Source organism: Polaromonas sp. P4_F6, from assembly GCF_056401275.1.
In genome coordinates, this window is the sequence record NZ_JBFUJQ010000011.1 from 67,764 (window position 1) to 86,753 (window position 18,990).

15 protein-coding genes are annotated in these 18,990 nt (G+C 66.0%); 8 read left to right on the forward strand and 7 right to left on the reverse strand.

From position 1 onward, the window contains the following. Positions 1-89: 89 nt before the first annotated feature. The 3 genes from AC1DUN_RS21220 to AC1DUN_RS21230 are packed head-to-tail and all read left to right on the forward strand — an operon-like array spanning position 90 to position 2,936. The gene (locus AC1DUN_RS21220; protein WP_477715714.1) at positions 90-1,187 is read left to right on the forward strand and encodes an ABC transporter ATP-binding protein; all 1,098 of its coding nucleotides are present in this window, start codon (positions 90-92) and stop codon (positions 1,185-1,187) included. A 1-nt stretch (position 1,188) separates the two neighbouring features. Next, positions 1,189-2,079 carry an ABC transporter permease gene (locus AC1DUN_RS21225; RefSeq protein WP_477661293.1) on the forward strand — a complete coding sequence of 297 codons (891 nt, stop codon included), beginning with the start codon at positions 1,189-1,191 and terminating at the stop codon, positions 2,077-2,079. Next, entirely contained in the window at positions 2,076-2,936 is an 861-nt protein-coding gene (locus tag AC1DUN_RS21230; protein WP_477715715.1) for an ABC transporter permease, read from the forward strand. Before AC1DUN_RS21225 ends, AC1DUN_RS21230 begins: the two co-directional genes overlap by 4 nt. A gap of 86 nt (positions 2,937-3,022) precedes the next feature. On the opposite strand, the gene AC1DUN_RS21235 is transcribed toward AC1DUN_RS21230, so the two are convergent. After that, positions 3,023-3,922: a DMT family transporter gene (locus AC1DUN_RS21235; protein WP_477715716.1), complete on the reverse strand. Its 900-nt coding sequence runs from the start codon at positions 3,920-3,922 to the stop codon at positions 3,023-3,025. Between the two features lie 133 nt (positions 3,923-4,055). Between AC1DUN_RS21235 and AC1DUN_RS21240 the strand changes: the two genes are divergently transcribed. The 4 genes from AC1DUN_RS21240 (at position 4,056) to AC1DUN_RS21255 (ending at position 9,598) form a co-directional block, all read left to right on the forward strand. Further along, on the forward strand, positions 4,056-5,051 hold the full coding sequence (locus tag AC1DUN_RS21240) for a quinone oxidoreductase family protein (RefSeq protein WP_477715717.1): 996 nt from the start codon (positions 4,056-4,058) through the stop codon (positions 5,049-5,051). Between the two features lie 134 nt (positions 5,052-5,185). Continuing rightward, positions 5,186-6,628, forward strand: coding sequence for a DUF1800 domain-containing protein (locus tag AC1DUN_RS21245; RefSeq protein WP_477715718.1), 1,443 nt, complete (start codon positions 5,186-5,188; stop codon positions 6,626-6,628). 29 nt (positions 6,629-6,657) lie between these two features. Further along, complete coding sequence (locus AC1DUN_RS21250; protein ID WP_477715719.1) at positions 6,658-8,016, forward strand: DUF1501 domain-containing protein; 1,359 nt, start codon at positions 6,658-6,660, stop codon at positions 8,014-8,016. Positions 8,017-8,779: 763 nt separating this feature from the next. Beyond that, complete coding sequence (locus AC1DUN_RS21255) at positions 8,780-9,598, forward strand: NUDIX hydrolase (protein WP_477715720.1); 819 nt, start codon at positions 8,780-8,782, stop codon at positions 9,596-9,598. Between the two features lie 16 nt (positions 9,599-9,614). On the opposite strand, the gene AC1DUN_RS21260 is transcribed toward AC1DUN_RS21255, so the two are convergent. The 5 genes from AC1DUN_RS21260 to AC1DUN_RS21280 form a co-directional block, all read right to left on the reverse strand. Beyond that, a complete protein-coding gene (locus AC1DUN_RS21260) occupies positions 9,615-11,273 on the reverse strand; it encodes a Na/Pi cotransporter family protein (RefSeq protein ID WP_477715721.1) in 1,659 nt (552 codons plus the stop codon). Next, positions 11,270-12,475 (reverse strand): AGE family epimerase/isomerase, encoded by a 1,206-nt coding sequence (locus tag AC1DUN_RS21265; RefSeq protein WP_477715722.1) that lies wholly within the window; start codon positions 12,473-12,475, stop codon positions 11,270-11,272. The genes AC1DUN_RS21260 and AC1DUN_RS21265 overlap by 4 nt, the downstream gene beginning before the upstream one ends. 129 nt (positions 12,476-12,604) lie before the next feature. Next, positions 12,605-13,105, reverse strand: a complete 501-nt coding sequence (gene lspA, locus AC1DUN_RS21270) for a signal peptidase II (RefSeq protein ID WP_477715723.1) — start codon at positions 13,103-13,105, stop codon at positions 12,605-12,607. Further along, positions 13,105-15,936 (reverse strand): isoleucine--tRNA ligase, encoded by a 2,832-nt coding sequence (gene ileS, locus AC1DUN_RS21275; RefSeq protein WP_477715724.1) that lies wholly within the window; start codon positions 15,934-15,936, stop codon positions 13,105-13,107. Before ileS ends, lspA begins: the two co-directional genes overlap by 1 nt. A 107-nt stretch (positions 15,937-16,043) precedes the next feature. Next, positions 16,044-17,075 carry a bifunctional riboflavin kinase/FAD synthetase gene (locus tag AC1DUN_RS21280; protein WP_477715725.1) on the reverse strand — a complete coding sequence of 344 codons (1,032 nt, stop codon included), beginning with the start codon at positions 17,073-17,075 and terminating at the stop codon, positions 16,044-16,046. 151 nt (positions 17,076-17,226) lie between these two features. On the opposite strand from AC1DUN_RS21280, the gene AC1DUN_RS21285 reads away from it, so the two are divergent. Next, positions 17,227-17,784 carry an HNH endonuclease gene (locus AC1DUN_RS21285; protein WP_477715726.1) on the forward strand — a complete coding sequence of 186 codons (558 nt, stop codon included), beginning with the start codon at positions 17,227-17,229 and terminating at the stop codon, positions 17,782-17,784. A gap of 88 nt (positions 17,785-17,872) precedes the next feature. Here AC1DUN_RS21285 and AC1DUN_RS21290 read toward each other — a convergent pair whose 3' ends face one another. Next, a complete protein-coding gene (locus tag AC1DUN_RS21290) occupies positions 17,873-18,988 on the reverse strand; it encodes an acyl-CoA dehydrogenase family protein (protein WP_477715727.1) in 1,116 nt (371 codons plus the stop codon). Between the last annotated feature and the right edge of the window lie 2 nt (positions 18,989-18,990).

Genomic DNA, 18,990 nt, shown 5'->3' on the forward strand with positions numbered 1-18,990 from the left:
ACGAAAGCGTGGTGTTATTGACGCCGCCGGCCCTCACCCCAACCCTCTCCCAGGGGGAGAGGGGGTAGATATCACAAAAGGTTTTTGACATGGTGATGCCAAACACCACGGGACGGCCCGTGGAAAAAAACGAGTTCAAGCAGCTGCGCCTGGAGGGGGTGAGCCGCCAGTTCGGCGGGGCCAACGCGCTGGACCAGCTGTCGCTGACCATAGAGCGCGGTGAGTTCATCGCGCTGCTGGGCCCTTCGGGCTGCGGCAAGTCCACCGCGCTCAATTGCATGGCGGGCCTGCTGCCGCTGTCGGGCGGCAGCATCTGGCTGGACCAGCAGCGCATAGACACGCTGCCGCCGGAAAAACGCGGCTTCGGCATGGTGTTCCAGAACTACGCGCTGTTCCCCCACCTTTCGGTCAGCCGCAACGTGGGCTTCGGCCTGAAGATGCGCGGCGTGCCGGCGGCCGAGATCGACAAACGTGTGGCCGCGGCGCTGGACACCGTGCAGCTGCAAGGCCATGCCGACAAGCTGCCCGGCCAGCTCTCGGGCGGCCAGCAGCAGCGCGTGGCGATCGCGCGCGCCATCGTCATCGAGCCGCCGCTGATCCTGATGGACGAGCCCCTGTCCAACCTGGACGCCAAGCTGCGCATTGAAATGCGTTCCGAGATACGCCGCATACACCGCGCCCAGGGCTGCTCCACCGTCTATGTGACGCACGACCAGGACGAGGCGCTGGCCATGGCCGACCGTGTGGTGGTGATGAAGCTCGGTGTGGTGCAGCAGGTCGGCACGCCCCAGGAGGTGTTCGCGCGGCCGGCCACGCTGGATGTGGCGCGCTTTATGGGTTACCGCAATGTGCTGCCGGCCCGGGTGCTGCGCTCGGATGGCACCAGTGTCACGGTCGAAGGCGCGGGCGGCGTTCGCCTGGCGGGCACGGCCATGCAGGCCCTGCCCGAAGGCGCCACCGTCATGGTGGCCGTGCGGCCCGACGAGATCGCGATTGCCGAAGGCGAACACGCCTTCCCCGGCACGGTGGAAACCGCGGAGTATGGCGGCCGCGAATGGCTGCTGCAGGTCAGGACGGCTTTTGAGGACCTGCTCTATGTGCGTTCGTCACGTGCCGTCACGCCGGGTGACAGCGTGATGCTGGCTGCGGCGCCCGATCGGGTGCTGGTCTATGCGGGAGAGTCCTGAAATGGCCGGACTCGCCACGCCAACCCCCGCCGCCCAACATGCGCGGCCGCCGCTGGACCCGGCCGTGATGCTGGTCGCGCCGGCGGCCGCGGTGATGGTCATGTTTTTTGTCTACCCCTTTGCCTACGGCCTGCTGCTGTCCTTCCAGCCGGCACAGGGCGGGGTGCTGCAGAACTACATCCATTTTTTCCAGACACGCGACCTGTGGCAGACCATAGGCAACACCATGCAATTGGCGCTGCCGGCCACGCTGATCAACGTCGGCTTTGCGCTGGCCATTGCTTACGCCACGCGCGTCAAAAGCCCTTACCAGCGCCTGCTGTCCACCCTGCTGGTGGTGCCGCTGACCCTGGGCACGGTGCTGATCGCCGAAGGCATGCTGACCTATTTCGGCCCGCGCGGCTGGCTGGCGCAGGCGCTGCACTGGCTGAACCTCTATGAAGGCTCGATACGCCTGACGCACAACTACTGGGGTGTGCTGATCTCGCTGGTCATCACCGGTTTTCCGTTTGCCTACCTGCTGATCCTCTCCTACATCACCGGCATAGACCCGGCGCTGCCGCGCGCCGCGGCCACGCTGGGCGCCGACGGCTGGAACCGCTTTCGCTACATTTATTTGCCGCTGCTCACGCCGGGCCTGGTCATGGCCTTCTGCCTGAGTTTTGTGCAGGCCTTCTCGGTCTTTCCTTCGGCGGTGCTGCTGGGCTCGCCGGCCGGCACCACGCGCGTGATTGCGATTGCGGCCTACGAAGCGGCTTTTGAGCAGTACGACTACTCGCTGGCCTCGGCCGTCGCCATGATCATGGGCCTGGCCCAGCTGGCCATCGTCGCCGCCGCGCTGGGCCTGCGCCGGCTGTTTTACCGCGGCCCGGTCACCGGAGGCAAGGGATGAGCGCCGCGGCACAACAGCATCCCCACCCGCTGCGCGACCGTGCCTGGCGCGCGCTGGTCTGGGGTGTCATCGCCTTCTTCCTGGTCAATGTCGGCCTGCTGATCCTCGCGGTCGCGACCAACTCGGTGGCCACACGCTGGCTGGGCACCTGGCTGCCCGAGGCCTACACCACGGCCTGGTATGTGTCGGCCTGGAAGGAGTTCCAGCTCAGCCATGTGCTGGTGGTCACCGTGGTGGTGGTGTTCTCGGTGGTCTTTCTGTCGCTGCTGATCGGCGTGCCGGCCGCCTACACGCTGGCGCGCAAGGACTTTCGCGGCAAGAAGCTGCTCACGCTGCTGTTTTTGCTGCCGCTCATGGTGCCGCCCATCACCTACGGCATTCCGCTGGCCACGGTGATGTACCAGCTGCACCTGGCCGGCACCCTGCCGGGCGTGATCATCGCCAACATGATCCCGGCCCTGCCCTTTGTGATCCTGGTGATGACGCCCTTCGTCGAGCAGGTGGACACCAACATCGAATCGGCCGCGCGCGTTTTCGGCGCCAATACGCGGCAGATGTTTCTCTACACCCTGGTGCCGCTGCTGGCGCCCGGTGTGCTGGCGGCCGGCCTGCTGGTGCTGGTGCGCACGGTGGCCATGTTCGAGCTGACCTTTCTGGTGGCCGGCCCCGACACCCAGACCCTGGTGGTCGCGCTGTATTACGCGGTCTTCGCCGCGGGCGTGCGCGCCGGGCAGTCGGTGGATGCCATGGCCATGATTTACATGGCGATCACGGTGCTGTGGCTGCTGATCGCGCTGCGCTTTGTGAACCCGACTCAGCTGGTCAGCCGCGTCAAGGAGCATCCGGTCAAGGGCTGAGCACGGCAGTAAAAATTTCCGTTGGTGGAAATTGGGCACGGAAAGCAGCATGGGCTGTTCTCCGTGCTTTTTTTTGCCGCAACCGCTTAGCGCCGCGACGACACCACAATGCCGCCCACGATCAGCACAAAGGCCAGCGCGTGGTAGAGGTGCGGCAGCTCGCCGAGGAAGGCGGCCGAGAGCAGTGCGGCGAACAGCGGCGTGAGGTTGGAGAAAAAACCGGCGATGGCCGGCCCCACGCGCTGCACGCCCATGCCCCAGCAGCGGTAGGCGATCACCGCGGGCCCGACGGCCACGTAGAGCAGGGCGGCGGCCAGCGGCCAGCCCCAGGCGATGTGCGCGTCGGTCAGCACCCATTCGCCGGCGGCGAAAGCGCCCGACCAGCCCAGGCCGAACACGATTTGCGCCAGCAAAAAAGCCGCCCAGTCGCCACGAATCTCTTTGGGTTCCCTGGGTTGCGACAGCAGCCAGCTGTAAAACGCCCAGGCCAGTGTGGCCAGCAGCACATAGAGGTCGCCGGGCACCAGCTGCACCTGCATCAACAGCGCCCATTGACCGCGCGAGAGCACCACCAGCACGCCGGCAATCGACAGCACGGCGCCGGCGAGCTGGCGCCGCGACACCGGCTGGCCAAAGCACAGCGCGCCCACCACCAGCATCCAGATGGGCACGCTGGAGGCCACGAGCGTGACGTTGAGTGGTGTCGAGGTCTTGAGCGCCAGGTATTGCAGCGCGTTGTAGCAGCCCACGCCCAGCAGGCCCAGCACGGCAAAGCGCTTCCAGTGGGACCAGAGGCTGCTGCCGGGTTGGAGCAGGCGCCAGGCCAGCGGCAGCAGGATCACGAAGGCCAGGGCCCAGCGCAGGAAGTTGAGCGTCATGGGCGGCACCAGGCCGGTGACCAGGCGGCCCACCACGGCATTGCCGGCCCAGAGCATGGGGGGAAGCACCAGCAGCGAGGCGGTGGCGGGAGTCAGGCGCTGAGTCATGGCGGCGACTTTAGCAAGCGCCGTCCTTGCCCGTGGGCAGGCCGGGATTCAACCCTCGGCCCGAGCGGCCCATTTTGATTCATGGCACCATGGCGGCCACGCATTTATTTCTCCCTCTGCAAGGAACACGCCCATGGCCTCATACCCCTCCAAAGCCGTCCACATCAACCAGCACGGCGGCCCCGAAGAACTCAGGCTGGTGGACGTCACGGTGGGCGAGCCCGGCCCGGGCGAGATACGCATACGCCACAAGGCGGTGGGCCTCAATTACATCGACGTCTACCAGCGCAGCGGCGTCTACCCCTTTGCCATGCCGCTGCAGCTGGGCATGGAGGCCTCGGGTGTCATCGAGGCCGTGGGCGAGGGCGTCACCCACCTCAAGGCCGGCGACCGCGCGGCCTATGCCAGCCAGCCGCCCGGCAGTTATTGCGAGTTGCGTGTGATGCCGGCCAAGTGCGTGTGCAAGCTGCCCGACGCGATCTCTTTTGAGACCGGCGCGGCCATGATGCTCAAGGGCCTGACCACGCAGTACCTGCTGCGCCGCACCCAGCCGCAGGGCGGCTTGCAGGCCGGCGACTATGTGCTGTTCCACGCGGCGGCCGGCGGTGTGGGCCTGATCGCCTGCCAGTGGGCCAGGGCCATGGGCCTGCAGCTTATAGGCACGGCGGGCTCCGACGAAAAATGCGCGCTGGCCCTGTCGCAGGGCGCGGCCTTCGCCATCAACTACACGAAGGAAGACTTCGTGGCCCGCGTCAAGGAGATCACCGGCGGCAAGGGCGTGAAGGTGGTGTACGACTCGGTGGGCAAGGACACTTTCATGAAGTCGCTGGACTGCCTGCGCCCCTTCGGCCTGCTCGCCAACTTCGGCAATGCCTCGGGCAAGACGCCGCCGCTGGACATAGGCGTGCTGGCGGCCAAGGGCTCGCTCTATGTTTCAAGGCCCACGCTGTTCACCCACATCGCCACGCGCGAAGTCACCCAGGAAATGGCCGACGAGCTGTTTGCCATGGTGACCAGCGGCAAGGTCGCTATCCCGATAGACCAGCGGTTTGCCCTGGCCGATGTGGCCGAGGCGCACCGCGCGCTGGAAGCCCGCAAGACCACGGGCTGCACCATACTGACTTTGTAAACCGGGGCGAAATGGCCGGCCTCTGGGCCTAGGCCTGTGTAAAGCTGCGGGACGGGATTCAACGCAAGCCGGGGGGTGTGCGTTTAAGAAGCTGTTTAGGCCATAAACAGCTTCCAAGGCTGCAGGAGAAAAACATGCCCACAGCGAATACCCTGGCCGGCGTTCTGGCTGCCTTGCTGGCCGGCCTCGCCGGCCCCGCGGCGCAAGCCGAAGGACAGACCGAAGCCGTCCCCCCCACGGCCAATCTTTCAGCCACCTGGCGCGCGGCCTCGCGCCTGGGCTATGCGCCCACGCCGGCCTGGCCGCAGGCCGCCGCCTCGCCCCGCGCCTGGGCGCTGCAGCAGCTCGATGCGGCCTATGCCGCGAGCAAGCGCCCGCCCACCCTTCCCGCCGAACTTGCCGGCATCAACGCGCCGCTGGGCGACATCGCGCGCAGTTTCCAGGCCGAGCGTGAGACGCGCCGCAGCGCGCGCCAGACGCCCAAACCCGGCATGGCGGCCACCGCCGATGCGGCAGCGGGCAATGAAAAATTCAGCCGCGAGATGGCCCAGGGCGCGGCCGCCTGGCGGCTGATGTCCTGCAGCGACCCCGCGCTCGAGAACCCGCTGCTCGCGCGCATGACCGAGTTCTGGTTCAACCACCTCAATGTGTTTGTCGGCAAGGGCCCGGTGCGACCCTTTGTCGGCCACTATGAGATCAACGTGATACGCGCCCACGCCCTGGGCCGGTTTGAAGACCTGCTGCTGGCCAGCGCCAAACACCCGGCCATGCTGTTCTACCTGGACCAGGCGCAAAGCAACAGCCGCGGCCTCAATGAAAACTACGCGCGCGAGCTCATGGAACTGCACACCCTGGGCGTGAACAGCGGCTACACGCAAAAAGACGTGCGCGAGCTGGCCCGCATCCTGACCGGCTGGACGGTCAACCTCAAGGACGGCGAAGGCTTTCGTTTTGCCGAGCGCCTGCACGACAAGGACGGCAAGGTCCTGCTGGGCCGCACCTTCGGCAATGAGAGCGTGGCCGAGGGCGAGGAGGCCATACGCTACCTGGCGCGCCGGCCCGAGACGGCGCGTCGCGTCGCCACCCGGCTGGCAACTTTTTTTGTGGCCGACAAACCGCCGCCCGCGCTGGTGGCCCGGCTGGCCGCGGTTTTTACCGACACCCAGGGCGACCTGCGCGCGGTGATGCGCAGCCTGATCGAGTCGCCCGAGTTCTGGGCCAAGGACAACCAGCTGTTCAAGACCCCGCTGGACTTTGCCTGCTCGGCGCTTGCCGCGGCCGGTGGCGTCAGGGACAGGCGCGACATAGGCCAGACCCTGGGCTTTCTCGCGCAGGCCGGCCAGCCCATGCATGGCTGGCAGACGCCTGACGGCTACAAGACCGACGCCAACACCTGGCTCGCGCCCGAGGCGCTGACGCGGCGCGCCGACTACGCCATGGGCCTGGCCCAGCGCACGGCCGAGCCGGCCTACCTCAATGCTTTTTTCAGCGTCGCGACGCGTGAGCGCATCGCCCAGGAGCCCGCGCAGATGCGCACCGGCCTGATGCTGGCCAGCCCCGATTTCATGCGTAAGTAAGTCAATCAATAAACCGCGCGAGGATAGCCATGGACCCCATTCCTTCTTCATCGGTCAATCTGCTGCAACGCCGAAGCCTGCTCGGCATGGGCGCCTTGTCCGCCCTGTCGCTGGCGGCGCCCGGCGTATGGGCGCAAGCCGCGCCCGGCCTGAACAACGGGCGCCTGGTGGTGGTTTTTTTGCGCGGCGCTTATGACGGCCTGTCGGCCTTTGTGCCTTATGCGGACAAGGACTACTACGCGCTGCGCCCCAGCATCGCGATCGCCGCGCCCGACGGCACGGCGCAAACCGCGATCAAGCTCGACAAAACCTTTGCCCTGCATCCCGCCCTCGCTCCGCTGCTGCCGCTGTGGCAGCAGGGCGTGCTCGGCTTTGTGCCCGCGGCCGGCCTGCCGGCGCCGAATCGTTCGCACTTTGATGCGCAGTACCAGATGGAAATCGCGCAAAGCGGCAAGACCAGCAGCGCGCCCGGCTGGCTCAACACCACGGCGGGCATAGGCCGGGCCGGGGCGGGCGGCGCGGTCGCGCTCGGTGTGGGCGAGGCCAACCCCGCCATCCTGGCCGGCCAGGCCGCCGCCGTGCGTTTGATTCCGCGCGGCCAGTCGGCCGAGCGCACCGGCGTGCTGGCCAACGACAAGACCCGCCAGGCGCTGATGGACTTGTATGGCGGCGACGACAAACTCAGCGAAGCCTTTCGCCAGGGCGCGGGCAGCCGCATGCAGAGCGCGCAGGAATTGACTGAACAAAAAAGCGCCAGGGCCGAAAAGATGGCGCAGGACGCCAAACGCATGGCCGACAGAACGCTGGACCGCGACGGCACGCCCGCCAACCTGCAGGCACTGAACGCGCAGATGCTGGCGGCCAGCAACGGTGCGGCCGACCCGGTGGGCCTGCAGCTGGACGCGCAGCACCTGGGCACGCTGATGCGCAACGACCGCAAACTGCGCCTGGGCTTTTTATCGGCCGGCGGCTGGGACACCCATGCCAACCAGGGTGCGGCCACCGGCCAATTGGCCAACAACTTAGGCAACCTCGCGCGCGGCATCGCGCAGCTGCGCCAGGATTTTGCGGAGCCCGGCGACGTGGTCGTGGTGATGAGCGAGTTCGGCCGCACCAGTGCGGAGAACGGTACCCGTGGTACCGACCACGGCTTCGGTAATGCGATGTGGCTGATGGGGAATCGGGTTGCCGGCGGGCGCTGGCATGGGGTATGGACGGGTCTCGGCCAACTTAACGAAGGCCGCGACCTGCCGGCCCACCATGACTATCGGGCCGTGCTGGCCCAGGTGCTTCGTGGCGCCTTTGCGTTTGGGGATTCGCAGTTGGCGGAGGTGTTGCCTGGGGTTAAGTGGGATAAGAGGTTGGATGGGGTTTTTAATAAGGCTTGAATGAGGTCGGGTCTTGCTCCGGCCTTACGCGCTCTTCCTCCTCATCCTCCTCCTTCCTCTTCTTAGTTCAGCTGGCCGGGTCTCGCCCCGGCGGGCGAGGCACTTTTCTTTGCTTCGCCAAAGAAAAGTACCCAAAAGAAAGGCGACCCGCAGTCTGGGTCCCTGCGCTTCGCTCCGGGCAACCTGCGGTGCTCGACTACGGCGGGGTCTCGCGCAAACTCGCTTCGCTCAGACAAGCGCGATCCCTGATCCGCCTACGTCTGCGCTCCTCGGCCCAGCCAGGACGGGGCAATCGGGAGCGGGGACAGAAGACAAAGAAGCCAAATACAAACAAGGACACGCCATGGCGTGTCCTTGTTTCTTCGGGTATTCGGTATTGGTATTCCTGTCCCCACCCCCTTGTGTATGCGCCGAGGAGCGGAGGTCCAGACGGATAAGGGCTGGCGTTGTCTGAGCGAAGCGTAGCGTAGCGAGTTTAGCCAGACCCCGGCTGGACCGAGCACCGCAGGCTGCCCGTAGCGAAGCGAAGGGACGCAGACACCAGGGTCGCCTTTTCTTTTGCTTACTTTTGGTGTTTGCGTAACTTCGCTTCGCGAAGTGAGCAAACCCCGCGCGCGTAGCGCGCCTTTTGGCGAACAAAAGAAAACCCGCTGTGCGGGTTTCGATAAAAGTGAGTTGCCGCCGGGCAACCCCCGGCCCCGGAACCAAGCAAAACACATCCCCAAAACAAAACCCAAGAAGTAAACTGACAGCCTCAAAAACCATGACCAACCCGAACCACAATCCAGACTGGTTGCGCGACCTGCGAGCAGGCGCAATCGTCCCACCCTTGCACCCGCGCGTGCCGCTATGGGCCGGCGAATCCGTGATCGGTTCGGTGGAACCGGGTTTCTTCCACAAGCTCGCCCTGCACACCATGACCGACGGCGACCATCCCCTCCTCAAGGAAGAGCGCCCCGGAACCCTGGGCTGGCGCGTGATGGGTGACGTGACGACCAGCTTGAACAAGATCGCGGTCGCGCTGCACGAGGCGGGCCTGGCCGGTGCCTGGCGCGATGAGCAGCTTGCGGTGCCCGACCAGTTCGGCCACCGCAAGGGCACGGTGGAGCGGGCGGCGGTGCGGCCGCTGGGCATCACCACGCTGGCGGTGCACCTGGTGGGGCAGTCGCCCGACGGGCGTTTCTGGGTGCAGCAGCGCGCCTTCAACAAGTCCAACGACCCGGGCCTGTGGGACACGCTGATGGGCGGCATGGTGTCGGCTGCCGACACGGTGGAAACCGCGCTCACGCGCGAGACCTGGGAAGAGGCTGGCCTGCATGTGAAGCAGTTGCTGGCCATGCGTTATGGCGGCCGGCTGGTGGCGCGGCGTCCGTCCACTGACGGCAAGGGCGCGGGCTACGTGGTGGAAGACATCGACTGGTATGTCTGCACCGTGCCCGAGGGCATGGTGCCGGACAACCAGGACGGCGAGGTCGAACAATTCCGCCTGATGGACGCCGCGCAGTTGCTGGACGCCATGCAGCGCGGCGAGTTCACGCCTGAGGCGGCCCTGATCCTCTCGGACGCGATGGGACTGGCCTGAGGACTTCCCTGCCGGCTCAGGCCTGGTCGGTGAGCGCGGAAGCGCGCAGCCGGTTGGGTGCCAGCGCGCCGGCTGAATCGAGGATAGGGTAGGCGATCGAGCAGATGTGCGAGTTGATGCGCTTGAGTTCGCTGATCAGGTCGATGTGCAGCGAGCTGGTTTCCAGGCTTTGCACCGTGTTGGCCGAGAGCCGGCCCAGGTGGGTGGTGGCATAGGCGCGCTCCAGGTCGCGGAAACGCGCTTTTTCCTCGAGCAGTTTTTGCGCATCGCGCACCGTGCCGTTCAGGAACACGCTCATGCCCAGGCGCAGGTTGTCGACCAGGCGCTCGTGCAGCTCGACGATCTCGGCCATGCCGGCTTCCGAGAAATTGCGTCCCGGCTTGATTTTTTTGTCCTCGATGTCGATCAGCACGCGCTCGATGATGTCGCCTATCTGCTCCATGTTGATGGTGAAGCTGATGATGTCGGTCCAGCGGCGGCTTTCCTCCTCGGCCAGGGCCTCGCGCGAGATCTTGGTCAGGTAGTACTTGATCGAGGAATACAGCTCGTCGACGATGTCGTCCATCTTGCGCAGGTCCTCGGCCAGCTTGAGGTCGTTGTTGCGTATGACCTGCAGCACGCCCAGAAGCATGCTCTCCACCACGTCGGCCTGGTGCAGTGCTTCGCGCGCGGCGCAGGAGATCGCCAGTGAGGGTGTGGCCAGGGCCGAAGGGTCCAGGTGGTGGGGGCGTCCGCCGGCCTTGCTCTTGTCGGGCTTGGGCAGCAGCTTTTCCACCCAACGCGCGATCACCTGCGTCCAGCCTATGAAGACCGCGCCCACCAGCATGTTGAAGGCCAGGTGGAACAGCACGACCACGGTGGCGGCCTCGCCGAGGTAGGGCCGCACATGGCGTATCCACAAGCCCACAAAAGGCGCGGCGACCACAATGCCCAGCAGCTTGAACACCAGGTTGCCCAGCGGCACCTGCCGCACTTGCACGGGCGAGCGCAGCGTGGTCAGCACGGCCAGCAGGCCGCTGCCCAGGTTGGCGCCCAGCACCAGGCCCAGCGCCACGTCGAGGGGGATCACGCCCGAGGCGGCCAGCGTGGCCGTGAGCAGCACGATGGCCAGGCTGGAATACGAGACCACGGCCAGGAAGGCGCCGGCGGTGATTTCAAGCAGCAGGTCGCTGCTCAGCGAGGCCAGCAAGGCCTTGACGGCCGGCGCCTGGGTCAGCACCTCGGTGGAGGCCGTGACCAGGCGCAGCGCCAGCAGCATCAGGCCCAGGCCGATCAGCACGCGGCCCACGCGGCCGACATTGGTGTCCTGGCGCGAGATGAACAGCACCACGCCGGCGAAGATAAAGAGCGGCGACAGCCAGGACAGGTCGAACGAAAACACCACGGCCATCAGGCTGGTGCCTATGTCCGCGCCCAGCATCACGGCCAGCGCCAGCGGCAAGGTGACCAGGCCCTGGCCGACAAAGGACGAGACGATGAGCGAGGTGGCGGTGCTGGACTGCACCAGCGCCGTGACGCCTATGCCCGAGACCGCGGCGGCCAGCCGGTTGCTGATGCTGACGGCCAGCACGTGGCGCAGGTTGGCGCCGAAGACGCGCAGTATGCCGGTGCGTACCAGGTGGGTGCCCCAGACCAGCAGCGCGATCGCCGCCAGGAGATTCAACAAATGCTTCATGCGGTGATTGTCCGTTCAACAATGCCGGGGCGATGTGCCGCGGGCGTCAGGGGTGCGAGGGCCGACAGGCTTTCGAGGCCGGTCATCAGATGGTAAAGCGAAGAGGCCGGTGAGGGGGCGAGATCAAAACCGCCGTCCTCGCGCTGCCACTCATGCCACAGGCCGGGCACGTCAGTGGCCAGGAAACGCATCAGGCCCGAGAAACTGCCGGCCACGGCGGCCTGGAAAGCCGGGGCGCTGGCCGCATCGCCCAGGCCTTGGGTGGCGAACAGCAGCGAGGTCCTGAGCCTTTCGGTCTGCGCCCACAGCCGCGCCCTGCGGTCCGTGGGCTTGCCTGCCTCATCGACGGCAAACAGCGCGACCTGGCGTTCGCTGTCTATGCCGAAGGAGCGGCCGAAGTTTTCGAGCGCGATGGCTTCGCTGCGTGCGTGGATGCCCAACAGGCCCTCGGCCTGCAGCAACAGGTAAGCCCATTCAAACTGGTGGCCGGGTTCATACAGGCGCTCCTGGGGAGTGCCCAGCGGCGCCCAGCCGGTGGTAAAGAGTTCGCCGATGGCACCATTGGCCGGGTTGATCAGGCGCGTGGTCGCCAGCTCGCACAGCGCCAGGGCCGCCGGGCGGAAGCGGCCCTCCACCCCTACGGCCACCCAGGCCAGCAGGGCTTCGAGCAAATGCATGAGCGGGTTGGACTTGAGGATGGGCTGCTGCGGCAGGCCATCGTAATAGCCGCCTTCGCCATGCGCCAGCGCGGCCTCGATTTGCCGCAGCAGGACCTGGGCGGTGTCCAGCAGCTCGCGCGGCCGGCCCTCGGCCTCATAGGCATGGGCCAGTGCGAACAGCACAAAGGCCTGGTCGTAGAGGTCTATGCTGTCGTCGGTGGTGTCCAGCGTGCTGCGGAACAGGCCGTCGGGCCGGGGATAGCGCGAGAGCATGAAGGACAGCCCATGCCGCATGGCCGCCTGCCAGGGGCCGCTCCAGCCCAGGGCGCCGGCGCGGGCATAGACATAGGTCTGCCGGGCCTGGACCCGCACGCGCACCGGCTTGCCGATGGGCTGGCCGTCCTGGCCGAGTTTTTCATGGAAACCGCCGCCTGCGTGGTCCGCGCCGCGCTCCCACCACAGGGGCAGGGCCGACTCGAACAGCCAGTGCCTGGTGTGCCGGCCTGTGTCGGCAAGAAAAGCGGGGAAGGACTCTGGGGGCATCAAGCGTGGCAAAACGGGTTGGGCGTGAGTTGTTATTCATCAGGCGGCCGCAGCGCGGCCAGAACCTGATTTTGCACCCCAAATCGCTGTTTTTTCCGGAATCGGCAAACCCCGGCCGGAAGCCCCCACCTAACTGGTTTTGCGCACCCGCAACAGCTCGTCCAGGATCAGGCAGATCGCGCCCACGGTGATGGCGCTGTCGGCGATGTTGAAGGACGGGAAATACCAGCCGCCCCAGTGGAACTGCAGGAAGTCCACGACATAGCCGTGCATCGCGCGGTCAATCACGTTGCCCAGGGCGCCGCCCAGGATGCAGGCCAGCGCGAAGCAGAACAGCTTTTGCCCTGCATGCGAGCGCAGCATCCACAGGATGAACAGCGCCGCGGCGATGCCGATGGCGGTGAAGAACCAGCGCTGCCAGCCCGAGGCTTCGGCCAGGAAGGAAAAGGCCGCGCCGGTGTTGTGCACCCGCACCACGTTGAAGAAGCTGGTCACGTAGGTGGAATCGCCCAGGCGGTAATAACCCAGGATCAGCACCTTGGTGAACTGGTCGGCGATCAGGATGATCAGCGCCAGGCCCAGCCAGGGAAGCAGCGAACTCGGGGAGCGCGTGAAGGTGGTTTTGGCCATTACGCGAACTTCCGCGCTTCGCCGGCGCCGAACAGGTTGCTGGTGCAGCGGCCGCAAATCGTCGGGTGGGCCGGGTCATGGCCCACGTCGGCGCGGTAGTGCCAGCAGCGTTCGCATTTGGCGTCGATGCTGGGCGTCACCTGGGTGGCAACCGCGCTGGCGGCGGCCACTTCGATGGCGGAGGTGATGAAGACGAATTTCAGGTCTTCGCCCAGGCCGGCCAGCAGCGCGTGGTCCTCGGCCGGCACTTCGAGCATTACATTGGCTTGCAGCGAGGAGCCCACCTTGCCGTCGGCGCGCAGGGTTTCGATGTCCTTGTTGACCGTGTCGCGCAGCTCGCGGATACGCGACCACTTGGCCAGCAGCGCCGCGTCGGGCGCGGGGAACTCGGAGTACGTTTCCATGAAGATGGACTCGGACGAGCCGAACACCTTCCAGGCCTCTTCGGCCGTGAAGCTCAGGAAAGGCGCCATCCAGCGCAGCATGGCGTGCGTGATTTGCCAGAGCGCGGTTTGCGCGCTGCGGCGGGCCAGCGATTTGGGGCCGGTGGTGTAGAGCCGGTCTTTCAGGATGTCGAGGTAGAAGGAGCCCAGGTCTTCGCTGCAGTAGATCTGCAGCTTGGAGACCACCGGATGGAACTCATAGACCTCGTAGTGCGCCAGGATGTCGGCCTGCAGCTGCGAGGCGCGGCTCAGCGCGTAGCGGTCGATTTCCAGCATCTGGTCAAACGGCACGGCGTCCTTGGCCGGGTCGAAATCGCTGACGTTGGCCATCAGGAAGCGCAGCGTGTTGCGGATGCGGCGGTAGGCGTCGACCACACGGGCCAGGATCTTGTCGTCTATGCCCAGGTCGCCCGAATAGTCGGTCGAAGCGCACCACAGGCGGATGATTTCGGCGCCCAGTTTGTCGCTGACTTCCTGCGGCACTACGACGTTGCCTTCGCTCTTGCTCATCTTGCGGCCCTTGCCGTCCACGGTGAAGCCGTGCGTGAGCAGGCCCTTGTAGGGCGCGCGGTCGTACATCGCGCAGGCGGTGAGCAGCGAGGAATGGAACCAGCCGCGGTGCTGGTCGTGGCCCTCGAGGTAGAGGTCGGCCGGCCAGGTCGATTGCGCGGCATGGCTGTGGCGCAGCACGTGGTCGTGCGTGGTGCCGGAGTCGAACCAGACATCGAGGATGTCGGTGCTCTTGATGTAGTCGGCCGCCTCGGCGCCCAGGATGGATTCGGCGCTGGCCTTGCTCCAGGCTTCGATGCCGCCGGCTTCCACCATGCGGGCGGCCTGGTCCATGATTTCCATGGTGCGCGGGTGCAGCTCGCCGGTGGCGGTGTGGATGAAAAAGGGCAGGGGCACGCCCCAGTTGCGCTGCCGGCTGATGCACCAGTCGGGCCGCCCGGCGATCATGTCGCGCAACCGGGCCTTGCCGTTTTCGGGGTAGAAGCTGGTTTCCTCGATGGCGGCCAGGGCCAGCTCGCGCAGGGTCTTGCCGGCCTTGTCGCTGGCGAACACGCCCTGGGTGCCGGCGGTTTCGCCGTCCATGCGGATGAACCACTGGGCCGCTGCGCGGTAGATCACCGGCGTCTTGTGGCGCCAGCAGTGCGGGTAGCTGTGCTGGATGTCTTGCGTGGCGAAGAGGCGGCCGTGCTCGCGCAGCTTGTCGATGACCAGCGGCGCGGCCTTCCAGATGTTGAGGCCGCCGAAAAACGGCAGCTCGTCGACATAGCGGCCGTTGCCCTGCACCGGGTTGAGGATGTCCTCATGGGCGATGCCGTTGGAGACGCAGGAGTTAAAGTCTTCCACGCCGTAGGCGGGCGAGGAGTGCACGATACCGGTGCCGTCGTCGGCGGTGGCGTAGTCGGCCAGGAACACCGGGCTGAAACGGCGATAGCCCGGGTCGGCGTCGTAGAACGGGTGCTCAAAGTTGATCTTCGCAAGGTTTTCACCCTTGGTGACGGCGATGACGCGGCCTTGCAGCTGGAAGCGCTCCAGGCATTTGTCGACCAGCACCGAAGCCAGCACCAGCAGCCCGCGCTCGGTGTCCACCAGCGAATACTCGAGCTCGGGATTCAGGTTCAGCGCCTGGTTGGCGGGGATGGTCCATGCGGTCGTGGTCCAGATGACAGCGAAGGCGTCCTTGCTAAGCGCGGCCTGGCCGAAGGCCAGCGCCAGCTTTTGCGGCTCGGCGCATTTGAAGCCGACGTCCAGCGTGCTGGATTTTTTGTCGGCGTATTCGATTTCAAACTCGGCCAGCGAGGAGCCGCAGTCAAAACACCAGTACACGGGCTTCAGGCCGCGGTAGACAAAACCGCGCTCCATGATGCGTTTGAGCGCGCGGATTTCATTGGCCTCGTTGCCGAAGTCCATGGTGCGGTAGGGGTTGTCCCATTCGCCGAGCACGCCCAGGCGCTTGAAGTCGGCCCGCTGGCCCTCGATCTGCTCGGTGGCGAAGGCGCGGCTCTTGGCCTGCACCTCGTCGCGCGGCAGGTTGCGGCCGTGCAGTTTTTCGATCGCGTTTTCGATCGGCAGGCCGTGGCAGTCCCAGCCGGGCACGTAGATCGCGTCCAGGCCCTTGAGCTGGCGCGCCTTGACGATCATGTCTTTGAGGACCTTGTTGACGGCGTGGCCGATGTGGATCTTGCCGTTGGCATAGGGCGGGCCGTCGTGCAGCACGAACTTGGGCTTGCCGGCCCGCACGTCGCGCAGCTTTTTGTAAATACCTTTGTCGTCCCACTCCTTGGCCCAGCCGGCTTCGCGCTTGGGCAGGTCGCCGCGCATGGGAAACGGGGTGTCTGGCAGGTTCAGGGTGCTGCGGTAATCGGTTTTGGTCTCGGACATGGGATGCTCTTGTTAGGGCGGCCCGGGAAAGCGGGGCGCCGGCCATACGGTGGGGAGGAAAGCCATCCGCCGTGAAAGCAGGGCGGGGCCAGAGGCGACGAGATCGTCTAAATTCGGTCGCGCGTGGTCTGGCGGCTGGTTTCCGTGTGCATGGCGGCTGAAAACGACTGGGGCAGGGCAAAAAACGCCCGCGCCTCGTCGCAGTCCTTGGCGATGCCTGTTTTCAGGCTCTCCAGGCTGTCGTATTTCAGTTCGTCGTGCAGTTTGTGCAGCAGTTCCACGCGGATGATTTTACCGTATGCCCCCTCGGGGCCCAGGCCGGCGGGCCATTCGAGGCAATGGGTCTCCAGCAGCACCCGCCCGCCGTTGACGTCGGCCGGGTCCAGCGAGGGCCGTATGCCCAGGTTGGCCACGCCCGGGACGGCTTTGTCGGCCAGGCCGTGCACCTGCACCGCAAAAATCCCGCCGGCGGCCGGTTTCCAGTGCGAAAAACGCAGGTTGAGGGTGCGAAAACCGAGGTCGCGCCCCAGCTTTCGGCCGTGCACCACATGGCCGGAAACGCTGTAAGGCCGGCCCAGCAGGCCGGCGACGCGGTCCATGCGGCCCTGGGCCAGCGCCTCGCGCACGGCGGAACTGGAGACCCGGGTGCCGTGCACCTCGTAGCTGTTCATGCGGGCCACGTCAAAGCCCAGGCGCTCGCCGGCGGCGTCCAGCATGGCGTAGTCGCCCACCCGTTTGGCGCCGAAGCGGAAGTCGTCGCCCACCAGCACGTATTTCACCCCCAGGCCGCGCACCAGCACGTCCTGGATAAAGGCCTCGGCCGGCTGGGAAGCCAGCGCGGCGTTAAAGGGCAGCACCACGCACTGGTCTATGCCGCAGCGCGCCAGTTCGGTGAGCTTGTCGCGCAGGGTGGCGATGCGGGCCGGCGCGAGTTCGGGCTTGCGCGCCACGGCGGCGAAATAGTCGCGCGGATGGGGCTCAAAGCTCATGACGCAGCTGGGCACCCCGCGGTGCTGGGCCTCGTTTTTCAGCAGCGCCAGCATGGCCTGGTGGCCGCGGTGCACGCCGTCGAAGTTGCCTATGGTCAGGGCGCAGTGTTCGGCCAGCTGGGGATGGTGGTAGCCACGGAAAACTTTCATGGGGCAATTATCGTTTTTGTAGCGCCGGAGCCCGGTTGAGCGGGGCTTGAACGTGGTTAATGGGGGATTTGGGGGCGTTTTTCATGATTTCACTGTATATTGATACACAGTACCGTGTCTCATGCGTCGTCCACCTTGATGGAGGTTCGTTTTGAAGGTCTTGAAGCTCTCAGCCCAGGGATTGCCACAGTCGTGGATCAGCCTTGAACAAGCCGTGTTGCATTACGCGGCCGACGAGGTGCGCTGGGAGATGGGCGCGCGGGTGGTGGTCTTTCACGGCGGCCACAACGCGATCACGGGCCAGCAGTCCATCATCACGGTCAACAGCATCATAGGCACCAAGGGCGTGCCCAACATCAACCCCTTTGACCTCAAACCGGGCCTGACCAACGGCAAGCTGTTTGCCCGCGACCGCAATGTGTGCGCCTACTGCGGCGGGCATTTCCATGAGGAAGGCCTGACGCGCGAGCACATCATCCCCTTCGCGCAAAACGGGGTGGACACCTGGATGAATGTGGTGACGGCCTGCCGCGCCTGCAACCACCGCAAGAGCAGCCGCACGCCCGAGCAGGCCCACATGCCGCTGCTGTACACGCCTTATGTGCCCAGCCTCTGGGAAGACTTCATCCTGCGCAACCGCCGCATCCTGGCGGACCAGATGGAGTTTTTGATGGCGCACATTCCCAAAACCTCACGCCTGCACGCGTAACTCTCCTGATAGGGTAGCGCGGCTGGGTCAAGTGCCAGCGCGGAACCGGCTTTGCCGGGCCGCAGGCCGCTTCGGGGGAGCCATACTTTCAGGCAAAAACCCCGGCGGTGTCCTGCATGCGGCTGGACACCTCGCCCAAGTGGTGCAGCGTGTCGCCGAAGCTCATTTCGAGCTGGGTCAGCTTCTTGAAGTAGTGGCTCACGATGTATTCGTCGGTCACGCCGATGCCGCCGTGCAGTTGCACCGCCTGCTGGCCGACAAAACGCATGGACACGCCGAGCTGGTACTTGGCGCGGGCCAGGGCCCGGCGGCGCTCGTCGGCCGGGGCGTTGAGCTTGAGCGAGGCGTAGTAGCTCATGGAGCGGGCCAGTTCCAGCTGCATCTTCATGTCGGCCACGCGATGGCGCAGGGCCTGGAAGCTGCTGATGGCCACGCCGAACTGCTTGCGGGTGTTCATGTACTCGACGGTGATGGCCAGGGTCTTGTCCATCACGCCCACGGCTTCGGCGCAGGTAGCGGCGATGCCGATGTCGACGGCATGGGCCAGGGCCGTGAGGCCGTCCAGCGTGAGCAGCGCAGCGGGCGCGTTCTTGAGCGTGAGCTCGGCGGCGCGGCCGCCGTCCTGCGTGCCGTAGCCGCGCGTCGCCACGCCGGCCGCCGTGCGTTCGACCAGGAACAGCGCAAGCTTGCCCTGGGCCATTGCAGGCACGATAAAAGCCTCGGCCTGGTCGCCGGCCGGGACTATGCTTTTGCTGCCGTCCAGCGTCCAGGCATCGCCGGCCGCCGTGGCCGTGGCCTGGCATTTTTCAAAGTCGTAGCGCGCCGCACGCTCCTGGTGGGCCAGCACCACCAGGGCTTCGCCCGAGGCGATGTTCGGCAGCCAGGCGGCCTTGAGGGCGGCGGGCGCGTAGCCGGAGAGCAGCGCGCCGGCGATCAGGGCCTGGGCAAAGGGCTCGAGCACAATGCCGCGGCCCAGTTCCTCCATCACCACCATGCCCTCGACCGGGCCCATGCCCAGGCCGCCGTCGGCCTCGGGAATGTAAAGGCCGGTCAAGCCCAGTTCGGCGATCTGGCCATAGGCCTCACGCGAGAAGCCGCCGGCTTTGGCGATGCCGCGGCGGCGCTCGAAGCCGTAGCCCTTGTCCACCCATTTGCGCACGGCGTCACGCAGCTGTTCCTGGTCGTCGGTGAAATCGAAATCCATGA

Coding starts and splice junctions, on each gene's coding strand:
- AC1DUN_RS21220 (WP_477715714.1), top strand. CDS start 90: ATGGTGATGCCAAACACCACGGGACGGCCCGTGGAAAAAAACGAGTTC.
- AC1DUN_RS21225 (WP_477661293.1), top strand. CDS start 1,189: ATGGCCGGACTCGCCACGCCAACCCCCGCCGCCCAACATGCGCGGCCG.
- AC1DUN_RS21230 (WP_477715715.1), top strand. CDS start 2,076: ATGAGCGCCGCGGCACAACAGCATCCCCACCCGCTGCGCGACCGTGCC.
- AC1DUN_RS21235 (WP_477715716.1), bottom strand. CDS start 3,922: ATGACTCAGCGCCTGACTCCCGCCACCGCCTCGCTGCTGGTGCTTCCC.
- AC1DUN_RS21240 (WP_477715717.1), top strand. CDS start 4,056: ATGGCCTCATACCCCTCCAAAGCCGTCCACATCAACCAGCACGGCGGC.
- AC1DUN_RS21245 (WP_477715718.1), top strand. CDS start 5,186: ATGCCCACAGCGAATACCCTGGCCGGCGTTCTGGCTGCCTTGCTGGCC.
- AC1DUN_RS21250 (WP_477715719.1), top strand. CDS start 6,658: ATGGACCCCATTCCTTCTTCATCGGTCAATCTGCTGCAACGCCGAAGC.
- AC1DUN_RS21255 (WP_477715720.1), top strand. CDS start 8,780: ATGACCAACCCGAACCACAATCCAGACTGGTTGCGCGACCTGCGAGCA.
- AC1DUN_RS21260 (WP_477715721.1), bottom strand. CDS start 11,273: ATGAAGCATTTGTTGAATCTCCTGGCGGCGATCGCGCTGCTGGTCTGG.
- AC1DUN_RS21265 (WP_477715722.1), bottom strand. CDS start 12,475: ATGCCCCCAGAGTCCTTCCCCGCTTTTCTTGCCGACACAGGCCGGCAC.
- lspA (WP_477715723.1), bottom strand. CDS start 13,105: ATGGCCAAAACCACCTTCACGCGCTCCCCGAGTTCGCTGCTTCCCTGG.
- ileS (WP_477715724.1), bottom strand. CDS start 15,936: ATGTCCGAGACCAAAACCGATTACCGCAGCACCCTGAACCTGCCAGAC.
- AC1DUN_RS21280 (WP_477715725.1), bottom strand. CDS start 17,075: ATGAAAGTTTTCCGTGGCTACCACCATCCCCAGCTGGCCGAACACTGC.
- AC1DUN_RS21290 (WP_477715727.1), bottom strand. CDS start 18,988: ATGGATTTCGATTTCACCGACGACCAGGAACAGCTGCGTGACGCCGTG.